Annotated in this window: 30 protein-coding genes, 1 pseudogene and 1 riboswitch; of the genes and pseudogenes, 21 read left to right on the forward strand and 10 right to left on the reverse strand. The window is 63.2% G+C overall.

Annotated features, from left to right (window positions below; translation table 11 throughout):
- Positions 1-111 precede the first annotated feature (111 nt).
- From C0617_RS09005 to C0617_RS17105, 3 genes are all read left to right on the forward strand, one after another.
- On the forward strand, positions 112-417 hold the full coding sequence (locus C0617_RS09005; protein ID WP_291316690.1) for a hypothetical protein: 306 nt from the start codon (positions 112-114) through the stop codon (positions 415-417).
- Positions 418-480: 63 nt separating this feature from the next.
- On the forward strand, positions 481-771 hold the full coding sequence (locus C0617_RS09010; protein WP_291316691.1) for a Dabb family protein: 291 nt from the start codon (positions 481-483) through the stop codon (positions 769-771).
- Positions 772-970: 199 nt separating this feature from the next.
- Positions 971-2,452, forward strand: a complete 1,482-nt coding sequence (locus tag C0617_RS17105; protein WP_365889145.1) for a L,D-transpeptidase family protein — start codon at positions 971-973, stop codon at positions 2,450-2,452.
- Between the two features lie 51 nt (positions 2,453-2,503).
- On the opposite strand, the gene C0617_RS09015 is transcribed toward C0617_RS17105, so the two are convergent.
- The 3 genes from C0617_RS09015 to C0617_RS09025 are packed head-to-tail and all read right to left on the reverse strand — an operon-like array spanning position 2,504 to position 3,679.
- Positions 2,504-2,809, reverse strand: coding sequence for a DUF167 domain-containing protein (locus tag C0617_RS09015; protein WP_291316692.1), 306 nt, complete (start codon positions 2,807-2,809; stop codon positions 2,504-2,506).
- Positions 2,809-3,366 carry a DivIVA domain-containing protein gene (locus C0617_RS09020; protein WP_291316693.1) on the reverse strand — a complete coding sequence of 186 codons (558 nt, stop codon included), beginning with the start codon at positions 3,364-3,366 and terminating at the stop codon, positions 2,809-2,811. Before C0617_RS09020 ends, C0617_RS09015 begins: the two co-directional genes overlap by 1 nt.
- A 13-nt stretch (positions 3,367-3,379) precedes the next feature.
- Positions 3,380-3,679: a YggT family protein gene (locus C0617_RS09025; RefSeq protein WP_291316694.1), complete on the reverse strand. Its 300-nt coding sequence runs from the start codon at positions 3,677-3,679 to the stop codon at positions 3,380-3,382.
- A gap of 267 nt (positions 3,680-3,946) precedes the next feature.
- Here C0617_RS09025 and C0617_RS09030 point away from each other — a divergent pair, with 267 nt between their 5' ends.
- From C0617_RS09030 to hgcB, 3 genes and pseudogenes are all read left to right on the forward strand, one after another.
- A complete protein-coding gene (locus C0617_RS09030; protein WP_291316695.1) occupies positions 3,947-5,023 on the forward strand; it encodes a 3-deoxy-7-phosphoheptulonate synthase in 1,077 nt (358 codons plus the stop codon).
- Positions 5,024-5,391: 368 nt separating this feature from the next.
- Positions 5,392-6,438: pseudogene (hgcA, locus tag C0617_RS09035) on the forward strand (mercury methylation corrinoid protein HgcA); the annotation flags it as partial.
- A gap of 24 nt (positions 6,439-6,462) precedes the next feature.
- Positions 6,463-6,744, forward strand: coding sequence for a mercury methylation ferredoxin HgcB (gene hgcB / locus C0617_RS09040; RefSeq protein WP_291316763.1), 282 nt, complete (start codon positions 6,463-6,465; stop codon positions 6,742-6,744).
- A gap of 177 nt (positions 6,745-6,921) precedes the next feature.
- Here hgcB and C0617_RS09045 read toward each other — a convergent pair whose 3' ends face one another.
- Positions 6,922-7,107 (reverse strand): MerR family transcriptional regulator, encoded by a 186-nt coding sequence (locus C0617_RS09045; RefSeq protein ID WP_291316696.1) that lies wholly within the window; start codon positions 7,105-7,107, stop codon positions 6,922-6,924.
- A 136-nt stretch (positions 7,108-7,243) separates the two neighbouring features.
- Here C0617_RS09045 and C0617_RS09050 point away from each other — a divergent pair, with 136 nt between their 5' ends.
- The gene (locus C0617_RS09050) at positions 7,244-8,167 is read left to right on the forward strand and encodes a diguanylate cyclase (RefSeq protein ID WP_291316697.1); all 924 of its coding nucleotides are present in this window, start codon (positions 7,244-7,246) and stop codon (positions 8,165-8,167) included.
- Between the two features lie 119 nt (positions 8,168-8,286).
- Positions 8,287-9,207 carry a diguanylate cyclase gene (locus C0617_RS17110; RefSeq protein WP_363324393.1) on the forward strand — a complete coding sequence of 307 codons (921 nt, stop codon included), beginning with the start codon at positions 8,287-8,289 and terminating at the stop codon, positions 9,205-9,207.
- A gap of 8 nt (positions 9,208-9,215) precedes the next feature.
- Here the strand turns inward: C0617_RS17110 and C0617_RS09065 are convergent, their stop codons facing one another.
- Both C0617_RS09065 and C0617_RS09070 read right to left on the reverse strand, forming a co-directional pair.
- A complete protein-coding gene (locus C0617_RS09065) occupies positions 9,216-9,524 on the reverse strand; it encodes a DUF3467 domain-containing protein (RefSeq protein ID WP_291316698.1) in 309 nt (102 codons plus the stop codon).
- Between the two features lie 283 nt (positions 9,525-9,807).
- Positions 9,808-10,128 carry a hypothetical protein gene (locus C0617_RS09070; protein ID WP_291316699.1) on the reverse strand — a complete coding sequence of 107 codons (321 nt, stop codon included), beginning with the start codon at positions 10,126-10,128 and terminating at the stop codon, positions 9,808-9,810.
- 169 nt (positions 10,129-10,297) lie between these two features.
- Positions 10,298-10,401: riboswitch (TPP riboswitch) on the forward strand.
- Between the two features lie 23 nt (positions 10,402-10,424).
- Here C0617_RS09070 and thiF point away from each other — a divergent pair.
- The 5 genes from thiF (at position 10,425) to thiE (ending at position 14,707) form a co-directional block, all read left to right on the forward strand.
- Positions 10,425-11,252 carry a sulfur carrier protein ThiS adenylyltransferase ThiF gene (thiF, locus tag C0617_RS09075; protein WP_291316700.1) on the forward strand — a complete coding sequence of 276 codons (828 nt, stop codon included), beginning with the start codon at positions 10,425-10,427 and terminating at the stop codon, positions 11,250-11,252.
- Positions 11,253-11,266: 14 nt separating this feature from the next.
- Positions 11,267-11,467 carry a sulfur carrier protein ThiS gene (thiS, locus tag C0617_RS09080; RefSeq protein WP_291316701.1) on the forward strand — a complete coding sequence of 67 codons (201 nt, stop codon included), beginning with the start codon at positions 11,267-11,269 and terminating at the stop codon, positions 11,465-11,467.
- A gap of 108 nt (positions 11,468-11,575) precedes the next feature.
- Positions 11,576-12,297, forward strand: a 722-nt coding sequence (locus C0617_RS09085) for a thiazole synthase (RefSeq protein ID WP_291316702.1), incomplete at its 3' end; no start/stop codon positions are given.
- A gap of 226 nt (positions 12,298-12,523) precedes the next feature.
- Positions 12,524-13,648 carry a 2-iminoacetate synthase ThiH gene (gene thiH, locus C0617_RS09090; RefSeq protein WP_291316703.1) on the forward strand — a complete coding sequence of 375 codons (1,125 nt, stop codon included), beginning with the start codon at positions 12,524-12,526 and terminating at the stop codon, positions 13,646-13,648.
- Positions 13,649-14,074: 426 nt separating this feature from the next.
- Positions 14,075-14,707 carry a thiamine phosphate synthase gene (gene thiE / locus C0617_RS09095; RefSeq protein WP_291316704.1) on the forward strand — a complete coding sequence of 211 codons (633 nt, stop codon included), beginning with the start codon at positions 14,075-14,077 and terminating at the stop codon, positions 14,705-14,707.
- 83 nt (positions 14,708-14,790) lie between these two features.
- On the opposite strand, the gene C0617_RS09100 is transcribed toward thiE, so the two are convergent.
- A complete protein-coding gene (locus tag C0617_RS09100; RefSeq protein WP_291316705.1) occupies positions 14,791-16,164 on the reverse strand; it encodes a DEAD/DEAH box helicase in 1,374 nt (457 codons plus the stop codon).
- A 184-nt stretch (positions 16,165-16,348) separates the two neighbouring features.
- Between C0617_RS09100 and C0617_RS09105 the strand changes: the two genes are divergently transcribed.
- From C0617_RS09105 to C0617_RS09120, 4 genes are all read left to right on the forward strand, one after another.
- On the forward strand, positions 16,349-16,555 hold the full coding sequence (locus C0617_RS09105) for a hypothetical protein (protein WP_291316706.1): 207 nt from the start codon (positions 16,349-16,351) through the stop codon (positions 16,553-16,555).
- 411 nt (positions 16,556-16,966) lie between these two features.
- Positions 16,967-17,188 carry a hypothetical protein gene (locus C0617_RS09110; protein WP_291316707.1) on the forward strand — a complete coding sequence of 74 codons (222 nt, stop codon included), beginning with the start codon at positions 16,967-16,969 and terminating at the stop codon, positions 17,186-17,188.
- Positions 17,189-17,220: 32 nt separating this feature from the next.
- Positions 17,221-17,481 carry a hypothetical protein gene (locus tag C0617_RS09115; protein WP_291316708.1) on the forward strand — a complete coding sequence of 87 codons (261 nt, stop codon included), beginning with the start codon at positions 17,221-17,223 and terminating at the stop codon, positions 17,479-17,481.
- Positions 17,482-17,723: 242 nt separating this feature from the next.
- Positions 17,724-18,824, forward strand: coding sequence for a glycoside hydrolase family 3 N-terminal domain-containing protein (locus tag C0617_RS09120; protein ID WP_291316709.1), 1,101 nt, complete (start codon positions 17,724-17,726; stop codon positions 18,822-18,824).
- A gap of 51 nt (positions 18,825-18,875) precedes the next feature.
- Here C0617_RS09120 and C0617_RS09125 read toward each other — a convergent pair whose 3' ends face one another.
- Positions 18,876-19,061 (reverse strand): hypothetical protein, encoded by a 186-nt coding sequence (locus C0617_RS09125; RefSeq protein WP_291316710.1) that lies wholly within the window; start codon positions 19,059-19,061, stop codon positions 18,876-18,878.
- 279 nt (positions 19,062-19,340) lie between these two features.
- On the opposite strand from C0617_RS09125, the gene C0617_RS09130 reads away from it, so the two are divergent.
- The 3 genes from C0617_RS09130 to C0617_RS09140 all read left to right on the forward strand — a co-directional run bounded on the left by C0617_RS09130 (position 19,341) and on the right by C0617_RS09140 (position 22,702).
- The gene (locus C0617_RS09130) at positions 19,341-20,033 is read left to right on the forward strand and encodes a ferritin family protein (RefSeq protein ID WP_291316711.1); all 693 of its coding nucleotides are present in this window, start codon (positions 19,341-19,343) and stop codon (positions 20,031-20,033) included.
- Between the two features lie 268 nt (positions 20,034-20,301).
- Positions 20,302-21,939, forward strand: coding sequence for an ATP-binding cassette domain-containing protein (locus tag C0617_RS09135; protein WP_291316712.1), 1,638 nt, complete (start codon positions 20,302-20,304; stop codon positions 21,937-21,939).
- Between the two features lie 211 nt (positions 21,940-22,150).
- Entirely contained in the window at positions 22,151-22,702 is a 552-nt protein-coding gene (locus tag C0617_RS09140) for an RluA family pseudouridine synthase (RefSeq protein WP_291316765.1), read from the forward strand.
- Positions 22,703-22,838: 136 nt separating this feature from the next.
- Here the strand turns inward: C0617_RS09140 and C0617_RS09145 are convergent, their stop codons facing one another.
- Positions 22,839-24,368: a SulP family inorganic anion transporter gene (locus C0617_RS09145; RefSeq protein WP_291316713.1), complete on the reverse strand. Its 1,530-nt coding sequence runs from the start codon at positions 24,366-24,368 to the stop codon at positions 22,839-22,841.
- A 228-nt stretch (positions 24,369-24,596) separates the two neighbouring features.
- Between C0617_RS09145 and C0617_RS09150 the strand changes: the two genes are divergently transcribed.
- The gene (locus tag C0617_RS09150) at positions 24,597-25,049 is read left to right on the forward strand and encodes a YaiI/YqxD family protein (RefSeq protein ID WP_291316714.1); all 453 of its coding nucleotides are present in this window, start codon (positions 24,597-24,599) and stop codon (positions 25,047-25,049) included.
- A 111-nt stretch (positions 25,050-25,160) separates the two neighbouring features.
- Here C0617_RS09150 and C0617_RS09155 read toward each other — a convergent pair whose 3' ends face one another.
- Positions 25,161-25,382, reverse strand: coding sequence for an Rdx family protein (locus C0617_RS09155; protein ID WP_363324392.1), 222 nt, complete (start codon positions 25,380-25,382; stop codon positions 25,161-25,163).
- Positions 25,383-25,400: the final 18 nt, after the last annotated feature.

The raw sequence follows: 25,400 nt of genomic DNA on the forward strand, positions 1-25,400 counted from the left end.
CTCGCCGGCAGCGGCAGTCGGCCGACGGCCCCCTGAAGTTAAAAAATTTGAAAGAATCTTTGAATCGGGATAGGATAAGAGCCCATCACCCTGACAGGATGAATGCAGTCCTTGGACAAACGGAAAGAACTGGTCGCCGCCATTGCAGCGCGGGCGGTCGAGAAATATTCACCCCGGGGAGGAATCGCCCGGGCGCCCAGCGGAGAGCTGAACATGTTCATCGAGAGGGAGATCCGGACGGCGACCCGAACCGTTCCCGATCCCTTCGCCGCAATCATCCGCGGATGGCCGGGACAGGCCCACCAGCTCGACATGTGCTGGTGGGAGGACGAGGATCACCCCGAAGGAATCGTCCTCGGCCTGGCAGGGGCCATCCTCGAGTTCGAGGTCCGGCGCACACTTGAACTGCCCACCTGAGGCAGCCAACCGAGGGGAGCTCCGCTTCAGGGCGGCCCCATTTGAACAAAAGGAGAGCAGGATATGCTTCGACACGTGGTCTTCATGAAATTCAAGCCCGAGACGGCGGCGGCAGACATCGAAGCCGTCGAAAAAGGGCTGGCCGGCCTGCCGGCCACCATCGCGGAGATCGCCGCTTTCGAGTTCGGTCGCGACGTGGTGCGCTCGGAGCGCTCCTACGACTTCGCCCTGGTTTCGAGCTTCGCCGACCTGGACGCCATGCAGCGCTACCAGGGCCATCCCGACCACCTCGCGGTGGTGGAAAAGATCAAGCCCATCTGCTCCAGCGTTCTGGCCGTCGATTTCGAAGTCTGATCCCGCCCCCTGGCGATCTTGAACCCGGGAAAGCCCATGAGCCAGCAGCGCACAGCCGGGGCCTTTCCCGGCCCTGACACCCCCTGCCCCGGGCCGGTCCGGCGCATCCTCCTGTACGCGCTCTGCCTTGCCGGTCTGTGGCTGGCATCTTCGGNNNNCCCTGCCCGGAAGCCCTGCCAACGCCGAGGACCAGGAACGGCTGAAAACCTTCTACCGCCGCCGCGACTTCCAGCCGGCATGGATCAGGGGGGAGGGGCTGGCCCCGGAAGCCGTGCTTCTGGCCGATGCCCTTCACAGAGCGGGCGAGCAGGGGCTCGACCCCGAGACCTACCGGCTCGCCGACATCCTGCAGCGGCTCCCTTCGGCCGAGGCGGAGCCCCTGGCAGAGCTCGACCTTCTTCTCAGCAGCGCCTTTCTCACCTTTAGCCGCGATCTTCTCTCGGGCCGGAAAGAAACCAAAAACGCCGACCCCAAATGGTTCCTGGAATCCGACCGCATCGACCACCTCGCCGCCATGGAGCGGGCCCTGCCCCCTCATTCCCTCGGGAAATTGCTCGATGGACTCACCCCGGAGGACCCTGGATATTTCCGTCTCCAGGAGAGCCTGGCCCGCTACCGCGCCATCGCCGGCCGCGGCGGCTGGCCCTCTCTGCCGAACGGTCCACTCCTGAAACGGGGAGCGGCCGGACCTGCGGTCGCCCTTCTTCGGCAACGGCTGGCCATGACCGGCGACCTTGCCCATGGCGGCGATACGGACGGGGAATTCGATGCCGAACTGGAAAAAGCGGTGCGGCATTTCCAGGGCCGCCACGGCTTTAAGGTGGACGGCATCGTCGGCCCGGTGACCCGGGCGGCCCTCAACATACCGGTGGAAGGACGCATCGACCAGATCCTGCTCAACCTGGAGCGCCGCCGCTGGATGCCGAGAGACCTGGGCCGCCGATACCTGCTGGTGAACATGGCCGGCTTCGAGCTGAAGGCGGTGGAGGACGGCCGGGCGGTCCTGCGCATGAGGGTCATCGTGGGCCGGGCAGCCCGCAGCACCCCAGCTTTCAGCGAGTCCATGACCTACATGGTCTTCAACCCCTTCTGGAACATCCCCACGAGCATCGCCGTGCGGGACGTTTTACCCAAAATCCTTCAGGACCCCGAATTCCTGGCCCGTCAGAAAATTCGGGTTTTCAGCGACTGGAGCAGGCACGCCGAAGAACTCGACCCGAACGCCATCGACTGGACCGGGCTCGACGCGAACAACTTCCCCTTCAAGCTGCGCCAGGACCCGGGCCCGGAAAACCCCCTGGGACAGATCAAGTTCATGCTTCCCAACCGCTTTGCCGTCTACCTTCACGACACCCCCCACCGCCAGCTCTTCGACGCCACCGAGCGCACCTTCAGCTCCGGCTGCATCCGCCTTGAAAAACCTCTCGACCTGGCGGAGTATGTGCTGGACGGGGATCCGGCCTGGCCCCGCGAGGCCATCGCGACCACCCTGGAGAGCGGTGAGCATCGGGCCGTCTCCCTCCCCGAGCCGATAACCGTCTACCTGGTCTACTGGACCGCCTGGGTCGACGAGGACGGCACCCTTCAGTTCCGCAAGGACGTGTACGAACGGGACGACCTGCTTCAAGCGGCCCTGCAGAACGCAAACGGCCCCGCCGGATCGAATCCGGCGGGGCCGTGAAAAAAGTCTGCGATTTCTCCGTGTCCCCTGAAGCCTCTGCAGCGACGCCTTTCAGTCTTTCCGCAGCAGGGGCGCGAGCGTCCGGCTCACCTGCTCGGCCGACACTCCCCTGATGAGAATCCTCTTGCGGCGGGACTTGTCTCCCCCCACCAGTTCGACATCCCTCTTAGCCACCCCGAACAGCTTTGCGAACATGGCGCAGCACAGCTTGTTGGCCGCACCCTCCACCGGAGGGGAGGTCAGGCGAACCTTCAGGGCATCCGCCTGGACGCCGACGATTTCATTCTTGCTTGCTCGGGGCTGAACGTGGAGATCGACGACGACCCCTTCATCGACCCCATGGAGGTAGGCAGGCATCACTGGTGCTCGCCGGGTTCTCCTTCTTCCTTCTCCCCGGGCGAATCGTTTCCGGCCTCAAAGGGAAGGGTCTGCTCCAGGAGGTAATCCTCTTTGGCGCTCCCCCCGATGGAGACGACCCCCTGGTCGAGCAGGCGCACATGGCTCTCCACCAGGGCCCTCAAGCTGGTTTCGAAGGAAATCTTCTGGCGCTTGATCTCCTGAATCTCGTCGATGAGCTGGATGCGTCGCGCATCGGCGTCACGGACGATCTTCTCGCCCTGCAGCCGTGCCTCCTCGATCAGGAGCTCGACCTCCTTGCGGGCATTGACCTTCAGCTCATCGGTTACCTTCTGGGTCGTCAGCAGGGTTTCCTTGAGGGTCGCTTCGCGCGCCCGCATCTCTTCCAGGTCGGCCCGGGTGCGGGCGAACTCTTCCTTGACCTCCTGGTTTTCCCGGAAAAGTCGTTCCAGTTCATCGGCCACCAGTTCGAGGAAATGGTCCACGCTCGCCTTTTCGTATCCCAGGGGGCGCGTCTTGAACTGGTACTGCTGGATGTCGATGGGGGTAATGCGCATAAGACGGTCCGGATCAGTAGGCGCCGCGGGCGAGCGTGGCGATGAACTGCAGAATAACCTGCTTGAGAACCGAAAGGCCGATCAGCAGGACAATGGGGGAGAAATCCATCCCGCCGAACTGCAGGGGAAGGACCCTGCGCATGCGATCCAGAACAGGGTCGGTCGCATTGTGGAGAAAACGAACAATAGGATTGTACGGATCGGGGTTCACCCAGGAGATGACCGCTCGGGCAACCACAATAAAAACGTAGAGAGTGAAGACCAGGTCGACGACTTGGTAGATGGCATTGATAAATATATTTCCGAAACCCATGACGCTCCTTTTTAACCAACTGTTTTTACGCTGGAATAGTAAACCAAAGTCCATTTATACAGAATCGCCAGGAGCGTGTCAAACGGTTTCCATCGCCGTTTCCCCCGTCAATCGGGGAACAATAGGCAAAGGCGAAAACAACCCTCTCCATTCATTCTTTGACATGACATAGACAGAGAGGCTAATATTGCAGGATTCAGTGTAAATACAAATCCATGAGCCACCCAACCCGACCGTTGTCTTCAGGAGACAAGAAAAGGACCGACGATGAAACGCACCAGCAACCTGCGCATCCGCAGCCTGACACCGATCATTGCCCCGACCTACCTGAAGCAGGTCTTCCCCCTTTCGGCCGAAGCCGCTGAAACCGTCAGCCAAAGCCGCGCACAGATCCAGGACATCCTCGCCAACCGCGACCCGCGCCTCCTCGTGGTGGTGGGCCCATGCTCGATCCACGAGACGAGGGGGGCCCTGGAGTACGCCGAACGGCTCGCCGCGCTCAACAAGGAACTGAACGACCAGCTGCTCCTCGTCATGCGGGTCTATTTCGAGAAACCCCGCACCACCATCGGCTGGAAGGGGCTCATCAACGACCCCGACCTCACCGGCACCCATCAGATTTCCAAGGGGCTGGGGGTCGCCCGCAGCCTGCTGTGCGCCGTCACCGATCTCGGCCTGCCGATAGCCTGCGAGATGCTCGACCCCGTCACCCCCCACTACCTGTCCGACATGATCAGCTGGGGGGCGATCGGCGCCCGCACCACCGAATCCCAGCCCCACCGCGAGATGGCCAGCGGCCTCTCCTTCCCCGTCGGCTTCAAAAACGGCACCGACGGCAGTCTGCAGGTCGCCATCGACGCCATGGGCGCGGCCCTCCACTCCCACAACTTTCTGGGGATCAACAACGACGGGCGCAGCGCCATCGTCCAGACCGAGGGGAACCCCGACGTCCACATTGTGCTGCGGGGCGGCAACGACAAGCCGAACTACTTCCCGGAGGACATCGCCCGCACCGAGGGACTGCTGTCCAAGGCCGGCCTGCCCACCGCCCTCATGATCGACTGCAGCCACGCCAACAGCTTCAAGAACCACGAGCGCCAGGAAGAGGTCCTGACCAACGCCCTCGACCAGATCGCAGAAGGCAACCGCAGCATCTGCTCGCTGATGATCGAAAGCAACCTTGAGGCGGGCAACCAGCCGAGCCCCAAGACCGCCGAAGACCTCAAACAGCTTAAGTACGGGGTTTCGATCACCGACAAGTGCGTCGACTGGGCCACCACCGAGCGCATGCTGCGCTCGGCCCACGGCAGGCTCAAGGCCATGGGGGGACGAAACCTCGGATAGCGACAACGGATGCCCGGCCCCCGCGCCGGGCATCCGCTTTCAAAGACTCACGTTTCCCTTCTTTCCGGGGAGGGGCGCCTTTCCTGGGGAAATATGCCGGTCCCCGAGCCGGGACCTGAAGATTGCCCCCTTCGCCTGAACCAGAATCGCTTCATCGCCGCCACCCGGGAGGCGTTCCCGTGGTAGAATGGGAACCATCAGCCGCGCCCCCCTTTCGAGGAAAGATAACGATGAGCGATCGTCCCCGGCGAAAAACGCAAGCCCCGCCCGGCCGACAGGACGACCGGCCCTCCCCGGCCCCCCCCTCCTTCGATCCTTCCCCGGCAACGGGGGAGAAACCGCCCCCTCCCTGCTGAGCCCCCGAGCCCCGGGAGTTGCCCGGCTACCGCTCCTGGCCCTTCGTGACGGGCTGGCTGGAGACCCGCTCCGGCCCGATCCCCGTCGTGAGCACCTCCCTGGCCTGGGGGGATGTCCTCGGCCGCTGGATGATGCGCTGGGGACTGGGGCGCAGCCGCTACCGGGTCGCCCCCGGCCTTTACGCAGCGGGGAATCCGGCGGACACCTCCCCCGTCCTGGTCTCGGCCAACTACAAGCTGAGCTTCGACGCCCTGCGCCGGGAACTCTCCGGCCTGGACGCCTGGATATTGGTACTCGACACTCGGGGAATCAACGTCTGGTGCGCTGCGGGGAAGGGGACCTTCGGCACCGATGAGATCGTACGCCAGGTTCGGAACGTGGAGATGGACAGCCTGGTCGCCCACAGGGTCCTCGTCGTGCCCCAGCTCGGGGCGCCGGGGGTGGCGGCCGGCGAAGTGGCAAAGAAGTGCGGGTTTACGGTGGCATACGGCCCGGTCCGGGCACAGGACATCCGCCCCTTCCTCGCGGCCGGCATGCGGGCGAGCGGGCAGATGCGCCGCGTATCCTTCACCACCGCCGAGCGCCTGGTTCTCTGCCCGGTGGAACTGGCGGGAATGCTCAAGCCCTCGCTCTGGGTGGCCCTGACCCTCCTCGTTCTCGGAGGCGTCTCCGGAGAAGGCTATTCCCTGGAGGCGGCCGCCGACCGCGGCGGTAGCGCCCTGCTCGTCTACCTGGCGGGACTCCTTGCCGGAACGGTTGTCACGCCCCTGCTGCTGCCCTGGGTCCCCGGGCGGGCCTTCGCCGTCAAGGGCGCCTTGACGGGGAGCCTCCTCGCGACCCTCTTCCTCGCCCTGCGGTGGAGCGAGCTGGGAGGCGCGACGGCCCTTGCCGTCGGTCTCGCCCTTCCCGCCGTTTCCTCCTGCGTCGCCATGAATTTCACCGGGTGCACCCCCTTCACCTCGCCCTCTGGAGTGGAAAAAGAGATGCGCCGCGCCTTGCCGCTGCAGTTCCTCGCGACCCTCGCCGCGGGAATTGCCTGGATCGCCGGGGGGCTCTAGAATGGAGACGGAACGGTGAAGACCATGCGCTACCTGGAAGGGGTGAGCACCCTGCAGCTGGACGGGGAAACCTGCATCGGATGCGGCCTGTGCGAGCAGGTCTGCCCCCACGCCGTGTTCGCCGTCGAAGGGGGCAAGGCCCGCATCCTCGAACGCGACCGTTGCATGGAATGCGGCGCCTGCGACCGGAACTGCCCCGTCGATGCGATCCGGGTGGATGCCGGGGTGGGATGCGCCAGCGCCATCATCCAGGGCTGGCTGACCGGCCGGAAACCCTCCTGTGACAGCGGCGGCTCCTGCTGCTGAGCCTCAAAGCCCGCAACTCCGGCATGCCCTGCCGCCGCACCCGCCAGCCAGGCGCACATCCCCCATCAGCTCCAGGGCCGGCCCCTGCGCGATCCCCCATGCATCAGCGGCGTAGGCGTTGGGGAGACCGGAGCCCTCGCGCTTCGGGACCGGGACAATGTCAGGTCCGAGGCGGAATCACCCCTTGCGGACCAGCGTCTCGACCTCGAGCTTCACGTCGTCGATGTTAACCCGCGCCACCTTGCCTTTCTCGCGCTCGCAACGGACCAGGCCCTCCTCGACCCACTCCAGAACAACAGCTTTCTTCACCCCATACTTGTCCCCTGCATCCTCCGGGGTATACCAAGTCTTCACCAGGGACATCGATGACCTCCTTTCCATTCGCGTACGTTTTTTTAAGTATATCAGGTGGAAAGAGGCCTTCGTGACCACAGAGCGCTTTACAACCGAAAGGGGTTTGCTTTAATTGGAATGAACAGACGGGCATACGGCAGGAGCAATGAAATCAACCATTTTGATCATCGATGATTCCCGGGTGGCCCGCAGAGCCATCATGGAGGCATTCAGGGAGTCGGCCCTGTTCTCGGTCTACCTGGAGGCGTCGAGCGGCCGGGAAGGCCTGCTGCTGCTGGGCGACCGGGCGGTCGACGTGGTCCTGTGCGACCTGGAGATGCAGGACATGGACGGCTGGAAGGTGCTGCAGAGGATGCAGGCCCGAGCCGAGTGGCAGGATATTCCGGTGATTCTCCTGACCGGCCACCAGGAGCAGGAAGAGAAGGTCCTGGGCCTGGAGCGGGGCGCCAGCGATTTCATCTTCAAGCCCTTCGACCCGGAGGAACTGGTGGCCCGGGTCAAGGTGCAGCTGAAGGTCAAAACCCTCCAGGACAATCTCAAGAAGAACAACCGGCTCCTGCTCGAGCTCTCCAACACCGACCCCCTGACCGGGCTCTGCAACCGCCGATGTCTCATGCAGATCCTGGACAAGGAACTCGAGCGCAGCGAGCGCAGCAAGATCCCCCTTTCGCTGGCCATGGTGGATATCGACTTCTTCAAGCGGGTCAACGACACCTACGGCCACCAGCTCGGCGATACGGTCCTGATCGCCGTGGCCGAACTTCTGAAGGGTCACCTGCGCCAGTACGACGTCGCCGCCCGCTTCGGCGGCGAGGAATTCGCCCTGGTCTTTCCCGACACCCTGCCCGACCAGGCCCTTCAGGTGGCCGAGAGGATACGGGCGGCGGCCATGGACCTCTCTTTCCCCGGCCCCCTTCAGGAGGTCAGGCTCTCCCTCAGCCTGGGGATCTCCGCCTTCCCCCACCAACGCGTTCGGAGCGTGGAGGGCCTCATCCGGGAGGCCGACCGGGCCCTCTACGGCGCAAAACGGGGCGGCCGCAACCGGGTCAAGCTTATGCCCGGGCTCTGAGAACGCCCCCAAAAAAAATCCAAAAAAACCTAAAGAAAAGAGAAGGGACTGCCGACAAGAAAGGTGGAGCCTTGTGCCGGGAGACGCCCAACGGTTCCCAAACCCTTTCGGACACGGACATGGACGCATCCCTTCTCATCATCGACGACTCCAAATCGGCGCGCACGCAGATCCTTGAGATCCTTCGAAAAACGTCCCTGTTCAAATTCTACTTCGAGGCGGGCGACGGCATCGAGGGTTTCAAGACCGTGCTCAACCGCCCCGTGGACGTGATCCTCTGCGACCTGGAGATGCCGAGCATGGACGGCTTCAAGTTCCTGAGCATGATGAACGGGAGGGAGGAGTTGCGCGACATCCCGGTCATCCTGCTGACCGGGCGGGAAGAGAAGGAGAGCAAGATCCGCGGATTGGAGCAGGGCGCCAGCGACTATGTCACCAAGCCCTTCGATCCGTCCGAACTGGTGGCCCGGGTCAAGGTCCAGCTCAAGATCAAGTCCCTGCAGGACAAGCTGAAAAAAAGCAATCAGCTCCTGCTGGAGCTTTCAAACACCGACCCCTTGACCCGGCTGCACAACCGCCGCTCCCTGATGCAGACATTGAGAAGAGAATTCCAGCGCAGCCGGCGCATCGACACCCCCCTCTCCCTGGTCATGGCCGACATCGACCACTTCAAAAAGGTCAACGACACCTACGGCCATCAGCAGGGCGATTCGGTCCTGGTCGCCCTCGGCGACCTGTTCAACGAAAAACTGCGGCCCTACGACCTGGCAGCCCGCTTCGGCGGCGAGGAGTTCGCCCTGGTCCTCCCCGAAACGGACCTGGCAAACGCCCAGCAGGTCGCCGAAAGGATCCGGGAGGCGGCCGCCCGGCTGACCTTCCCCGGCCCCCTCAAGGAACTCCGGCTGACCATCAGCCTGGGGGTGGCCACCTTCCCGTCAGGCAATATCCAGAGCGAAGACGACCTCATCCGAGAGGCCGACTACGCCCTCTACAACGCAAAACGGGGCGGCCGCAACCGGGTGGAGCCACTCCCCGGCTGAGCCGCCGGCTAATGAACCTTGTCCTCCAGGGAGACCGGCGCGCTCGGAACCGGGGCGGCCTTGATGGTGCCGAATTTCTTCTCGTACTTGCGCACGTTCTCCTCCAGTGCCAGCAACAGGCGCTTGGCGTGGAGGGGCGTGGTGACCACCCGGCTGCGCACCTTGGCCCGGGTCACCTGGGGCTGGACGAAGATGAAGTCGATGACGAACTCCCCTTCGTTGTGATTCATCACCGCCAGGTTCGCAAAGACCCCCTGTGCGATCTCCTCGTCCAGCTGAATCTCCATATTCACTTCTTTTTTCTTCTGCTCGCTCATCACGCCTCCTCTTTCTATTGAAATCGATATGGCAGGTACTTCCTGAATAGCGGACGGCCGCCAGCACCCTGCGGTTGCAGAACCGGGCCGAACTCCTCGAACCGCCCGCAGCCCGACCCCAGACAAAGCCCCCCCGGAACGCTCTGGAGGAACTGAGTGGTGGCTGGGGCGAGGAGCGCCGCTTCGTGCCGCAGACGGAGGGCCCGAAGCGGGAGGCCCTCCTGAAGAAGCGGCGCAGGGCCCAGGCCAGGGCCTGACCCGGGCAGAGAAGAGGGGCCGCCCCTTACAGGTCGTTGAGCAGGCGGTAGAGCTTCTGCTCCATGTCCCAGACCGACGAAGCCCGGTCCTCGGCGCCCTGCTCCTCCATGAGAAGCCGGGCCCGGTCCAGTGAGGAATGGGCCTTAAGCAGCACCGGGGTGAGCTTGGACTCGAGGCGGATGCGGGGGATCTCCCCCACCTGGTCCTCCAGTTCCCTCAGCTGCGTCACGGCCTGGGCCACGATCCTGATCTCCCTGCTCTCCTCATCGCCCGCGGCCTGGCGCAGGTCCTCAAGCAGGACGCGGGCATCCTCGGCGATCCCCCGATAACGATCTGAAATACTCATGGGCCGCACCTCCCTCGGTCCTCGTCCTGCACGCGTTGCCGCAGCGACGGGCCAGCAGTTCTGAAAAACTGTCATGATAGTCAAAAGCCCCGCCCGGCACAATGGCAAATCCCACAAAGCGTTTGACTTCGCCCCCCCCGGACTGATAGCCTTGCTCTACTGCAGACATGGAAATCGCTAGGGGAGTGTTGCACTGAGAGTCCCGCCGAGGCGGGGCGACCCTTTGAACCTGATCCGGGTCGTACCGGCGTAGGGAAGCGGCGAAAACGGGGCGGATGCCCCCTTTCGAGGCCGCTTTGAGCGGCCTTTTGACGTTTATGAACATCTTCCTCAACGAACAGCCGGTCGAGGTCGCCGAGCAGACCACCCTCGACGAGGTGCGGGCGCGCTTCAAGCCCGACGCCGACGTGGTCATCGTCAACGGCTTCCCGGCAGAGAGCGGCCAGCCCCTGCGGGCCGCCGACAGGGTGGTCCTGATCCGCCGCGGCGAGCAGCCCACGGCCGAAGAGCTCGAAGCCCTCATGGCCGCCCGGCACACCCCCGGGGTTCACGCCAAGGTCAAAAAAGCAAGCGTCGGCATCGCAGGCGTCGGGGGGCTCGGCTCCGCCGTGGCCGTGGCCCTGGCCCGGGTCGGAGTGGGACAGCTGGTGGTCGCCGACTGCGACATCGTGGAGCCCTCCAACCTCAACCGCCAGCAATACTTCGTCGACCAGATCGGCCTGCCGAAGGTCGACGCCCTGCGGGCAAACCTGCGGCGCATCAACCCCTGCGTGCGCGTCGCGGCCTTCCACGGCCGCCTCGAGCCGGGCAACATCCCCCAGGTCTTCGACCGGGTCGACGTCCTAGTCGAGGCCTTCGACGCCCCGGACCAGAAGGCGATGCTGACCGAAACCTATCTCCTCGGCTGCCCGGGCAAGCCCCTGGTCGCAGCCTCCGGGATGGCCGGCTACGGCCCGTCCAACACCGTCGTCACCCGTCGCGCCGCCGGCAACCTCTACCTGATCGGAGACGGCGAGACCGCGGCCCGGCCGGGGGAGGGGCTGATGGCCCCGCGGGTCGGCATCGCCGCCGGCCACCAGGCCAACGCCGTGCTGAGACTGCTCCTCGGCGAAGATCCCGCCTGAAGAAGAGAGAGACCATGAACCTTACCGTCAACGGCAAGCAGCAGCAACTGTCCTCCCCCCTCACGGTGGCGGAACTGCTCGGAACCCTGAACCTCGACGCCCTGCGGGTCGCCGTGGAACTCAACCGCGACATCCTGCCCCGGGAGCGATTCGGCGCCACAGCCCTCGCCGACGGCGACACCCTGGAGATCGTCCAGTTCGTCGGCGGCGGATAGAAAAGGCAGCCATCAGCTATAACCAATCAGCCGCAACCACCCACAACGCTCTTGGCTTTCCGCCAACCGAAAGCCGAAAGTTTTTACTATTTACCGAAGGGTCAAACCATGGATCAACTGGTCATCGCCGGACGCAGTTTCGACTCCCGGCTCCTCGTCGGCACAGGCAAGTTTTCCTCCAACGCGGCCATGGTCGCGGCGATGGAGGGCTCGGGCTGCGAGATCGTCACCGTGGCGCTGCGCCGGGTCGACATCGACAACCCCGACGACAGCATGCTCTCCCACATCGACCGGGAGAAGTACCTCCTGCTGCCCAACACCAGCGGCGCCCGCGACGCCGACGAGGCTGTGCGCCTGGCGCGCCTGGCCCGGGCCGCCGGCTGCGAGCCCTGGGTCAAGCTCGAGGTCACCCCCGACCCCTACTACCTGCTGCCCGACCCGATCGAGACCCTCAAGGCCGCCGAGATCCTGGTCAAGGAGGGGTTCACCGTCCTGCCCTACATGAACGCCGACCCGGTCCTCGCCAAGCACCTGCAGGAAGCGGGGACCGCCACGGTCATGCCCCTGGGCGCGCCGATCGGCACCAACAAGGGGGTGCGCACCGCCGAACAGGTCGCCATCATCATCGAGCAGGCGACCGTCCCGGTCATCGTCGACGCAGGCCTCGGCGCACCCTCCCACGCCGCCCTGGCGATGGAGATGGGGGCCGACGCGGTTCTGGTCAATACCGCCTTCGCCGTCTCCCCCGACCCCGGCGCCATGGGGGTCGCCTTCAAGAAGGGCGTCGAGGCCGGGCGCGAAGCGTTTCTGGCCGGGCTCGGCGAAAAGCGNAAGGCCGAGGCGTCGAGTCCGTTGACCGGGTTTTTGGGAAGCTGACTACCCCAACAGCTTCAGATCAAAAAAGGATTGGGACACGGATGAACACGGATCAAATCGGATTTCATACCAATCTTGGTTTTCAGTTTTCAGCCTTTGACAAAATCCGTGTTCATCAGATTTGATCCGTGTCCCCTTTGAATTTTGTTTTCCCTTGAGAACTGACTGGAATACAGGAAAATGAACTTTCTCGACATCATCTACCAATACGACCCCCGGCAGGTCCAGGCGCAGATCGAGGCGAAGACCGCCGCCGACGTGGAGCGGGCCCTCGCCGCCGAACGCCCCCGCCCCGACGACCTGATGGCGCTCCTCTCCCCGGCCGCCGAGGGCTACCTCGAAACGATGGCGGCCAAGGCCCACAAGGTGACCCGGCAGCGCTTCGGCAACAACATCCTGCTCTACGCCCCCCTCTACATCTCCAACGAGTGCAACAACGGCTGCCGCTACTGCGGCTTCTCCGCCACCAACAAGGTGCCGCGCCGCACCCTCTCCCTCGACGAGATCGAGCGCGAGGCGGCCGTACTGCACGACCAGGGATTCCGCCACATCCTCCTCGTCACCGGCGAGCTGCCCAAGGCCGTCGACAACGACTACCTCGCCGCCGCCGCCCGGCGCATCCGCCACCTCTTCAGCTCCATCTCCATCGAGGTCTATCCCATGGAGGAGGCCGGATACCGGCAGATGGTCGAGGCCGGGGTGGACGGGCTGACGATCTACCAGGAGACCTTCGACCGGGTCCTCTACGAGCAGATGCACCCCTTCGGCAAAAAGCGCGACTACGACTTCCGCCTCGGCACCCCCGAGCGCGGCGGGGCGGCCGGCCTGCGCCGCATCGGCCTCGGCTTCCTCCTCGGCCTCGGCCCTCACCGCAGCGAAGCCTTCTTCCTCGGCCTGCACGCCCTGCACCTCTCCCGCCACCACTGGCGCACCCAGGTCTCGGTCTCCTTCCCCCGCATCCGCCCGGCCGACGGCGGCTTCCAGCCGCTGAACCCCGTCTCCGACCGCCACTTCGTCCAGATGATCTGCGCCCTGCGCCTGCTCCTGCCCGACGCCGGCCTGGTCCTCTCCACCCGCGAGAGCGCCGAGCTGCGCGACAACCTCATCCCCCTCGGCATCACCCAGATGAGCGCCGGCTCCTGCACCGCCCCCGGCGGCTACGCCGAGGACGACCACAGCACCCAGCAGTTCGCCATCGACGACGACCGCTCCCCCGACGAAGTCTGCCGCCTGATCCGGGCCAAGGGGTACGAGGCGGTTTGGAAGGACTGGGACAGCGCGTTTCTCGACCGGGAAGCGGGGTAGCACGCTCCCGAAATCTGCCTCACTCAAAGCTCTTGAAGCGGGGGGTTACTGCAGAGGCACACCCAAAAAGCGGCCTCACGCAAAGGCCGCGAAGGTCGCAAAGAAAACCTGGAATCAAGATCTTAACCAGGCCCGATTATCGAATTGACGCTTTTGACTCTCCTTGGCGTCTTTGCGGCTTGAGCGAGCAAAGCGAGCGGGCGTGAGACAATGCCTTTCGGTCTGGTTTTCACCCTCTACCTGATCACCGTCCACGGAAAGCTTGCTGCAGAGACACACCCCAAAACCCGCCTCACGCAAAGGCCGCGAAGGACGCAAAGAAAACCTGGAATCAAGATCTTAACCAGTCCCGATTATCGATTCGACGCCTTTGCTCTCCTTGGCGTCTTTGCGGCTTGAGCGAGCAGAGCGAGCGGGCGTGAGACAATGCCCTTGGACGTGAATTTCAACCTCACCCTGATCACCGACCGCCGGGGCCTCCCCGAGGGCAGGAACCTGCTCGCCCAGCTCGAGGCGGCCCTGCTCGGCGGGGTGCGCTGCGTGCAGCTGCGGGAGAAGGACCTCTCCCCAAACGAACTGCTCCCCCTCGCCTTCGAACTGCGCCAGATGACCCGCGCCTTCGGCGCCCGCCTCCTGGTCAACGGCAACATCGAGATCGCCCGCGCCGTCGATGCCGACGGCGTCCACCTCGGCGGCGACGCCCTGCCGACCTCAGAGGCCCGCAAGCGCCTCGGGCCGGCCAAACTGATCGGCGTCTCCACCCACAGCGTCGTCGAGATCGGGCAGGCCGCAGCAGACGGCGCCGACTTCGTCACCTTCGGCCCGGTCTTCTTCACCCCCTCCAAAGCCCCCTACGGCGACCCCGTCGGCCTCGAAAAACTCCGCGCGGCCTGCACCGGAGCCCCCCTCCCCGCCTTCGCCCTCGGCGGCGTCACCGCCGACCGCATCCCCGAACTGCGCGCGGCCGGCTGCGCCAGCGCCGCATGCATCGGCGCCATTCTCCATGCCGCCGACCCCGCCGCCGCGACACGAACCATGCTGGCGGCCCTTTCCGGCTGAACCGACAAAAAAAAGGCGGCCTGGATAGGCCGCCTTTTTTGCTTTCGAAGCGCTTGCTCTGAGAATTTACCGGTAACGCCCGATCAGTACGAGGTCGGCTTCGCCTGGCTCCGGGCCTGGCTTCGGGCCGGGCCCGGCTTGCTGTTGCGATACTCGATAATCGGCTCTTTGCGCTCACTTTTGCCCCAGGTTTTCTTTCCCTGGTACTTGCCGCCATTGCCACCAGTGCCGCCATTGCCGCCGGCGTACTTTTTCGCGCCGAACGACCTGCCCTTTGACGAATTGCCGGGGCGGCCTTTGGACGGGGCGAGCAGCGGCCGGGTCGGCTCCAGCCCGGGGATCACCTCACGGGGGACCGCCTGGGAGATGTAGCGCTCGATGCGCTGCAGACGCAGGGCGTCGTCGCCGCTTCTGGCGAAAGAGATGGCCGTGCCCGTGGCCCCGGCGCGGCCGGTGCGGCCGATGCGGTGCACGTAGTCCTCGGCCGACATCGGCAGGTCGAAGTTGATGACGTGGCTGATGCCGTTGACGTCGAGCCCGCGGGCCGCGACGTCGGTCGCCACCAGCAGGCGGATTTTGCCGTGGCGCAGATCGCGCACCGTGCGGTTGCGGGCGCCCTGGTTCATGTCGCCGTGCAGAGCGGCGGCCCGGTGCCCCTGGGTGTTGAGGTCGCGGGCGAGGGTGTCGGCATCGCGCTTGGTGGCGGAAAAGATGATGGCCCGCGTCACCGCGTCGTCGGCGGCAAGGTGGTTCAGCAGCCGCTTCTTGTGCTCGAGGCTGTCGGCCACGTGGAGACGCTGCTCGATCTGATCGAGGGTCACCTTTTTGCCGGCGATGTCGATGCGGGCCGGGTCCTTGAGCAGGCGGCGGGCCAGATCGGCCATGGTCCGGTCGAGGGTCGCGGTGAAGAGCAGGGTCTGGCGGTCGGCCGGGGCCTTGCCGGTGATCTTTTCGACATCCTCTTTGAAGCCCATGTCGAGCATGCGGTCGGCCTCGTCGAGGATCAGCACCTCGAGGCGGGACAGGTCGAGGCTGCCGCGCTCGAGATGGTCGATGAGCCGTCCCGGCGTCCCCACGACCAGGTCGATGGGCCGGCCCAGGTCGCGGAACTGGGGACCGTAAGGCGTGCCGCCGAGGATCACGGCGCTGCGGACCCTCATGTATTTGCCGTAATTGCGGGTGGCGTCGGTCACCTGGGCGGCGAGCTCACGGGTCGGGGTCAGCACCAGGACCCGGGGCGCTCCCTTGGGGCCTTTGTTCAGGACGGAAAGGCGCTGCAGGACGGGGAGCATAAAGGCCGCCGTCTTGCCGGTGCCGGTCTGGGCCGAGGCGAGCACGTCGCGCCCCGCCAGGACCTCGGGGATCGATTTGGCCTGAATGGGGGTCGGTTCGTTGTAGCCGCAGGCCGCAATGGCCTGAAGAATGGGCGGAGCAAGCTCCAGTTCGCTAAAAGACATGAAGGTTCCTTCCCTTTTCGCGCAGACGGCGAAAGGTAACAAATGGGCGCTGCCGGGCCGCCGGGACAAACGCATGCCCCGCGGACGGAGACGGCCGCAGCAAATCAGGACTGGCTATGGAACATCGTCGCCAACCTGTTGAACTGCCGCGGATTCGGAAGGGAACCTAATGCAGGAGGGGTCAGTGATCGATGAAACCCCGGCGGGGGAAATTTGGATGGTGCGCATGCCGGGGCGTTTAACAGTCTGCGGTATCATACAGATTATTTTCGAAAAAACAACCACTTTCTTTGACGGGCGCATTCCGGAGGGGACAACTGCGCCCGGGATGTTTGAGTCGTTCCTCAAAAGGCGGCCGTTCTCTCCTGGGCAGCCATGTCGTGGCATATAGGCGGTAAGTCCTTGTCAGATTGGGTTGTCGGCATTCTTCCTGTGAGACTCCGTGGAAACTCGCCATCGCTCGGCAACAACGACTTTAGCGCAAGCAGGGATTATGTTCCCGGTTTGCTTGGGCTTTTCCGACAAGAGAATGCCAGCGAACTGGGAGGGCAATACGACGGGTCTCTCGACTCAATGTGTTGACTTTAATTCTTCACGGAGGTAGAAAGGGAGGTATTCATTAACCCTCCCATCGGTCCCCTGAAGGATGTCCGGCGGTGCCAGAGGCGGAGCAGGAAGGTTTCTAGCTTATACATATGGAAACCTGGCTTCTAGATATAGAAGCTAGAAACCTATATGTAGAAACCGTTTCTATATATAGAAACCCTGTATAATACCTGTTAGGTCAATAAATGGAGACATCATGAAACTCAATAAGGAATTCATCTCTCAACAGTCAGAAATGCTAAAACAGCAAGAACTTTTGTATGAAGGGGATGACATCGAGGCGCTTAAAAGCAAAGCACGCTGGCTTGCTATTCAGGACGGCTGTGATGAGATAGTGTGGACTTTTGGAGAAGAAGGTCAAAGCATAATGACAGAACTTAAAGTCAATGATAAATACAAACTGGTCATAAGAAAATAATTTAATTTATAACCAAATAAAAAAGAGAAAAAATGGACCAGAAGAAAAAAATTTTAACAGTTGGGATAATTGCCATAATATTAATGGGTTTATATCCTCCGTGGACCCATACGTTAAACCTCACAAACATCAAGAGAGAGTCCCCAGCTGATTATGCTCTTTTATTCGATCCTCCTACTCCACCGGAACGAAGACTTGGGACAAAAATAGATACTACAAGATTGTTAATACAGTGGTCGATGGTTGCATTTATTGTTGGTGGAGCGCTATTTTTTACAAAAGAAGAAAATTGAATATAAATAATATGGCCTAACAGGCAAATCAAGCGGACGAAGGATCTTCCCCCGGTAAAGTAGACATCTCAACCTAACTAGGAGGTGTCGCGGAAAACCCTGAGGGGGACAGGCACCTTTTAATTAGCGATGGAGTGGCCGAGGGAGAGGGACAGGCAACTTTTCAACTGCCAAAAGTAGCCAGTCCCTGTTTACAGGGAGAGATCACCGAGCGGGCGGAAGGACGAGGGATGTTCAAGGGGTTGAGAATACCGCTTATCATAGGGATGCTGACGGCGGTCCTGGGATCGGGGTGCGCGGCGCCCCGAAAAGTCGAAGTTTCCCTGGAAGAAAAAATCGGCCAGATGCTCATGGTCAGCTTCCGCGGCCTGAGCGTGGACAAAAACCATCCCGTCATCCAGGACATCCAGAAGCGCCATGTCGGCGCGGTCATTCTTTTCGACTACGACGTTCCCGGCAAAAGCCCCGTCCGCAACATCGCCTCGCCCTCTCAAGTCAGGAAACTGGTGTCGGACCTGCAGGCAGCCAGCAGCAGGCCCCTGCTCGTGGCCATCGACCAGGAAGGGGGGAAGGTCTGCCGCCTGAAGGAAAAATACGGCTTCCCCCCCACCCTTTCGGCCAAGCAGATGGGACGAAAGAAACCCGAAGCCACCTATGCCGCCGCCCTGGCCATGGCACAGACGCTCAAAGAGGCGGGCATCAACCTGAACCTGGCGCCCGTCGTCGATCTCAACCGCAACCGCAAGAATCCCGTCATCGGCAAACTCGGACGCAGTTTCTCGCCCGACCCGGACCGGGTCACCGACCACGCCCGGCAGTTCATCCTCGCCCATCACGACCAGGGCGTGCTCTGCGCCCTGAAGCACTTTCCCGGCCACGGCAGCTCCACCTCCGACTCCCACAAAGGATTCACCGACGTCACCCCGACCTGGTCCCCGATGGAGCTGCAGCCCTACCGTCAGCTGATCGCCGAAGGACTGGCCGATACCGTTCTGACGGCTCATGTCTTCAACGCCAACCTCGACCCGGACCACCCGGCCACCCTCTCCCGCAGCGTCATTGCCGGAAGGCTGCGCGGCGAACTCGGCTTCGACGGCGTGGTCATCTCCGACGACCTGCAGATGGGGGCCATCGCCCAGCATTACGACCTGGAGACGACCCTGAAGAATGCCATCGACGCGGGGGTCGATATCCTGCTCTTCGCCAACAACAGCAGCTACGACGAGCAGATCGCCTCGAAGGTGGTCGCCCTCGTCAGCGAGATGGTGCGGAAAAGGCAAATCAGCGAGGCGCGGATCGAGGACTCGTTCCGACGGATCCAAAGGCTCAAGGCCGGACTCTAAGTGGGAGAGGCACCTTTTAGGGCAGGTTTTTCGACAGGCATTCAGCGGGCGTCAGGTGGTTCGGGCGATTTCCTCGATCAGGACGCTGGTTCCGTAACTCATCAGGGCAGCGGCGCCGAGGAAGAAGACCCCGATCAGGGCGCAGACGAGGGCGTGGTTCCTCTTCCTGGCCCGCAGGCACAAGACGGCGAGAACCAGGCAGAAAATTCCGAGGGGGATGCTGAGGAGGACGATCATGGCAGGGTCACTTCTGTTGTCGGGGTCGGCGGGTCAGGAACGCTCACTCTACCACAGTCCCCCGGCCGTATGGAAGATTCCGGGGCGGGTTTTCAAAGCAGCACAGCCTCTCAGGCCCCTTCCATCCGGGAAGACCTTTCCGGGCGATGGGGCGCGGCCGCATCCTTCACATTCAAACCACGCCCCGGTGATATACTGGTAACAAAGACATGTCACCCAGGTCCGCCGAGCGCCATAGGGGCGCTTTCCGAAAGGACAGGAGAAAGGAGGCCGCTGACGATGTCGAGAGTATCGAGACGAGAGTTCATCTGCCTGACCGCCGCCCTCTCCTTCCTCTGCCGGTTTCCGGCGCTGGCGGCACAGGGCATTGCCGGCGGCAAGGCCGCATCCTTTCCGGAGACCGTCAAGATCCTGAAGCAGGCCTACAGGGCCGAGATGGTCGCCCACAACCACTATCTCGGCTACACCGGAAGGGCCGTGACAGAGGGGTTCCCCAATATCGCCTACCTCTTCCGGGCCTTTGCCGTCTCCGAAGCCATCCATGCGAACAATTACGCGAGGCTCCTCTCGACCATGGAGGAGGCGGTCGGCAATGTCCCGGCCGGTGTCGAAGTGAAGGACACCCGCGCCAACCTGAAGACGGCCGCCAAAAAGGAGTTGGAAAAGATCGAGACCACCTACCCGGACTTCCTCCAGGCTCTGGAGGCCGAAGCCTGCGACGAGGCGATCGTCAACTGCATGTACTCGTGGAAATCCCACCGGCAGCATGAACGGAAGGTCAGGGAGATCGATCGCTACGCGGGGCTGTTCTTCGGCTCGGTGGCGAGCGAGATCGAAGGGCTGCATTTCGACTTCCACGTCTGCGGGGTGTGCGGATCGACCATCGACGAACCGCCCGCCGTGCCCTGCGAGATCTGCAACAAGTCCCGGTCCCACTTCCGCCGGGTGCCGCGCCCGGCCGCCTCGGGTTGACCCCCGACCGGGGACAGCGCTCTCCCGGCCTCCAGGTCATCGCAGGGGGCCGGATCGAGGCAGGCGAAGAGGACGCCTGCGCACCTGCGGGCGGGCCATGAAATCGGGGCGAGGGCCGGCGTTAATGCCCGGACTATAACCAAAAAACTGATTGCCGCTGGCAGGCTTTCGGTGGTATAAGAATGCATCACGTGCACCACAGGGGTCACCCCTGTGGTTTTTTATTTGTCCAAAGATCGACGGAATCAAAAAAGGAAGTATTGCATCCATGATCAGCGCTCACAACGTGGCTCTCGCCTACGGCAAGAGGGTCATTTTCAAAGACGTCAACATCAAGTTCATTCCCGGCAACTGCTACGGCCTCATCGGGGCCAACGGGGCCGGCAAGTCGACCTTTCTGAAGATTCTCGCCGGCGAACTCGAGGTAGACAAGGGCGAGATCTCCGTCGGCTCCGGAGAGCGGATCGCCATGCTGCGCCAGGACCACTTCGCTTTCGACGAAGAGACGGTCTTCAACACCGTGATGATGGGGCACGAGCGTCTCTTCAAAGTGATGGCCGAGCGCGAGGCGATCTACTCCAAGGAGGAGTTCACAGAAGAGGACGGCATCCGCTCGGGGGAGCTGGAAGCCGAATTCGCCGAAATGAACGGCTACGAGACCGAGTCGGAGGCGGCGGTTCTGCTCAACGGCCTCGGCATCCCCGAAGAGCTGCGCCACAAGAAGATGAAAGAGCTCGAGGGGGGCGAAAAGGTCCGCGTGCTGCTGGCCCAGGCCCTGTTCGGCAACCCCGACATCCTGCTGCTCGACGAGCCGACCAACCACCTCGACCTCAAATCGATCGCCTGGCTCGAAGAGTTCCTCTCGCGTTTCCAGAACACGGTCATCGTCGTCTCCCATGACCGCCACTTTCTCAACCAGGTCTGCACCCACGTGGCCGACATCGATTTCGGCAAGATCACGGTCTATGTCGGCAATTACGACTTCTGGTACGACGCCAGCCAGCTCGTGCTGAAGCAGAAGCAGGAAGAGAACCGCAAGGTCACCGACAAGGCCAACGAGCTCAAGGAGTTCATCCAGCGCTTCTCCTCCAACGCCTCCAAGGCCAAGCAGGCGACCTCGCGCAAGAAGCTGCTCGAAAAGCTCACCCTCGAAGACATGCCCGTCTCCTCCCGGAAATACCCCTTCGTCGTCTTCAAGCCCGAGCGCCCCTGCGGCGACATCATCCTCGAGATCAAGGACCTCTGCAAAACCGTCGACGGGGTCAAGGTGCTGGACACGTTCAGCCTGACCGTCAACAAGGGGGACAAGATCGCCTTTATCGGCGGCGACGGCCTGACCAAGACGACCCTCTTCCAGATCCTGGCCGGGGAACTCGAACCGGACAGCGGCAGCTATCGCTGGGGGGTGACCATCACCCCGGCCGACTTCCCCAAGGAGAACGGCCGCTACTTCGAAAACGACCTGAACCTGATCGAATGGCTCGGCCAGTTCGCCCCCTCCACCGAAGGGGAGAGCTTCGCCCGCGGCTTTCTCGGCCGCATGCTCTTCTCCGGCGAGGAGGCGACCAAGAAGTGCAGCGTCCTCTCCGGGGGGGAGAAGGTCCGCTGCATGCTCGCCCGGATGATGCTCACCGGGGCCAACGCGCTGGTCTTCGACGAACCGACCAACCACCTCGACCTCGAGTCGATCACCGCGCTGAACAACGGGCTGACCGCCTACTCGGAAGTGATCCTCTTCGCCAGCCACGACCACAAGTTCCTCTCGACGGTCGCCAACCGGATCGTCGAATTCGCCCCCGGCGGGTTCATCGACCGGTCGATGACCTTTGACGAATACCTCGAAAGCCCCGAAGTCGCGAAGATCAGGGACGAGTTCTTTCAGGGGCACGCCGAACTGACCCTGTAAAGGGGGCGGCTGCCACTCGATTCAATTTGCAGGTGCGCCACTGCAGGCATGCCGTCGGATGGAAGCTCGTCCGGCGAGAGATCCGGACAGGAAAAACGGTTCGGAGAAAGGCGGAACGCTATTGGATCGACCGATCAAGGGCAACCGGCCGCCCAGGAAGCATCAGCCGAAGGGGCTGACCATCCTGCACGNNTCGAGAACGGCCCACTATCTGCTCAATGATTATGTCCGCAAGGGCAATCCGAAATCCCGGAACAGGGCATACGTGGTCCATCGCCTCGATCGGGACACCTCGGGGATTCTCCTTTTCGCCAAAAGCGAGCAGGCCAAGACATTCCTCCAGGAGCATTGGGAGCAGACGGACAAGCGCTACCTGGCCATCGTCCACGGACGGCTGACGCCCAAAGAGGGAAAGATCTCCACGTATCTGGCGGAGAATTCCGCCCAGCGGGTCTACTCGACCCTCGACCCCGCCAGGGGGAAGCTCTCCCATACGACCTACACCGTGTTGAAGGAGGCCAGAGGGTTCAGCCTGGTGGAGATCCATCTCCTCACCGGCCGCAAGCACCAGATCCGGGTCCATTTCGCGGGAAAAGGCCATCCCGTCGCGGGGGACAGGAAATACGGAAACGGGGACCCCGCTTCGAAACGCCTCGCCCTCCATGCCCGCTCGATTTCCTTTACCCATCCCTTCAGCAAAAAGAAGATGACCTTTGACACCGGGATGCCGGAGGAGTTTGCCAGGCTGCTCGGCAAGATGTAAAGACACCCGTTTTTGACCTGAAAAAACGACGAAGGGCGGCCGAATCGGCCGCCCTTCGTCGTCTGGAAAAACAGAACTCTCTGCGGAAAGGACCTCTGCCGGAGACAAGGGCAGCGCACCCTCCCGGCAGAACGACCTACGCCAGCTCGTCCACCGCCACCCGGTAGCGAGGGTCCTCGATGACGTTGACCTCGATCATGCTCCCGGCGTTGGCGAGCAGGGCGCGGCACTCGGCGCTGAGGTGCTGCAGGCGCAGCTTCTTGCCCTGCCCCAGGTAGCGCTCGGTGAGGGAGTTCACCGCCTCGAGCCCCGAGTGGTCGCAGACCCGCGAGCCGCGGAAGTCGATCACCACCTCGTCGGGATCCTCGGCCGGGGTGAACTGGTCGTGGAAGGAGCGCACCGAACCGAAAAAGAGGGGACCGTTCAGCCGGTAGGTCTTGGTGCCCTTCTCGTCGACGGAGATCTCGGAGTAGATGCGCCGGGCGTTCTGCCAGGCGAAGACCAGCGCCGAGACGATCACGCCTACGCCGACGGCGATCGCCAGGTCGGTGAAGACGGTGACCGCCGAGACCAGCACCAAAACGAGGGCGTCGGTGAGGGGGATCTTGTGCAGGATGCGCAGGCTCGACCAGGCGAAGGTGCCGACCACCACCATGAACATCACCCCGACCAGCGCCGCCAGGGGGATCATCTCGATCAGGCTTGATGCGAAGACGATGAAGACGAGCAGGCAGAGGGCGGCGGTGATGCCGGAGAGGCGGCCGCGGCCGCCGGAGTTGATGTTGATGATGCTCTGGCCGATCATGGCGCAGCCGCCCATGCCGCCGAAGAAGCCGGTGACGACGTTGGCGACCCCCTGGCCGATGCACTCGCGGTTGCCCCGGCCGCGGGTCTCGGTGACCTCGTCGATCAGGGTCAGGGTCATCAGCGATTCGATCAGGCCGACCGAGGCGAGGATCACCGAGTAGGGGAGGATGATCAGGAAGGTCTCCCAGCTCAGGGCCACCACCGGGAGGTGGAAGGACGGCAGGCCGCCGGCCACCGAGGCGAGGTCGCCGACGGTGCGGGTGTCGAGGTTCAGGCCGTGAACCAGGGCGGTGACCACCAGGATCGCCGCCAGGGCCGAGGGGAAGGCCAGGGTCAGCTTGGGCAGCAGGTAGATGATCGCCATGGTCAGCGCCACCAGCCCGAGCATCAGGTAGAGGGCCGGACCCTGCAGCCACTGCAGCGCCCCGCCTTCGCCTGCGATCTTGAACTGGCCGAGCTGGGCGAGAAAGATGATGATCGCCAGGCCGTTGACGAAGCCGAGCATGACCGGGTGGGGGATCAGGCGGATGAACTTGCCCAGGCGCAGCACCCCGGCGCCGACCTGGATGATCCCCATCAGCACCACCGCGGCGAAGAGGTACTCGACGCCGTGCTCGGCGACCAGGCTGACCATGACCACCGCGAGCGCTCCGGTGGCGCCGGAAATCATCCCCGGGCGGCCGCCGATGGCGGAGGTGATCAGGCCGACCATAAAGGCGGCGTAGAGGCCGACCAGCGGATCGACCCCGGCGACGAAGGCGAAGGCCACCGCCTCGGGAACCAGGGCCAGGGCCACGGTCAAGCCGGAGAGAAGGTCGTTTTTGAAACTGGCGGTCTTTCTGACGAGAAACTCGAACATCAATGATCCTTAAATGGTTGGATTGGCGCAGGAATCGACAGGCAAAAGACGCCGACTATAGTCCCCCCCAGCTTCCATAGCAAGTTAAAAACCTACCATGTCGCGGCAACCTGTACCCCATGGGGTATGCGGCAGACGGCGCTGGCCATCGCGCCTTTGCTCGTGCTACCGTAAGTGGTGAACGGAGGTCGGCCGCTTGGCGCCGGCCGTTGAAAAGGAGTCGAGAAAATGCAGATGTGGGTCGATGCCGACGCCTGTCCCCGGGTCATCAAAGAGATCCTGTTCCGCGCCGCGGAGCGCCTGAGCGTCTCCCTGACCCTGGTCGCCAACCAGGTCCTGCGCACACCGCCCTCCCCCTACGTCCGGTCGATCCGCGTCTCCGCCGGCCTCGACGTCGCCGACCTGGAGATCGTGCGGCTTCTGGAACCCGGAGACCTCGTGGTCACCGCAGACATCCCCCTGGCGGCCGCGGTCATCGAGAAGGGCGGCCACGCCCTCGATCCGCGCGGGGAGTTCTTCAGCGAGGAAAACATCGGCGAGCGCCTGACGCTGCGCAACTTCATGGACGAACTGCGCAGCGGCGGGGTGGAGACCGGCGGCCCCGCCTCTTTCGGCCGCGCCGACCGCACCGCCTTCGCCAACCAGCTCGACCGCTTCCTGGCCCGGCACGCGCCGCGCTAGAGGATGCCGCCCCGCTTCGAGCTGGATCCCGGGGAAATCTCACCCATTAAAAAAGGCGGCCGATTGGCCGCCTTTTCTGCTCCTGGGGAATCTGATGCGGGATTTCACCGCCTACCCGCCGCGGATCTTCTCCACGAACCGCGCCTCGTCCGGGAACTCGCCGGTCTGCTTTTTGGAATAGGCCAGCACTCCGTCCACCACGACCTCGAACACCCCGCCGCTCGACTCGACCAGCTTGACCTCCGCAGGCATCGCTTCCTTGATCTTCTCCGCCAGACTGGCGGCTCGATTTCGATAACCTCACTGGTTGCAGTATTCGATGGTGATCAGCATGGAAACCTCCCTTGCAAT

This window comes from Desulfuromonas sp. (assembly GCF_002868845.1).
In the GTDB taxonomy this organism is placed as follows: domain Bacteria; phylum Desulfobacterota; class Desulfuromonadia; order Desulfuromonadales; family BM501; genus BM501.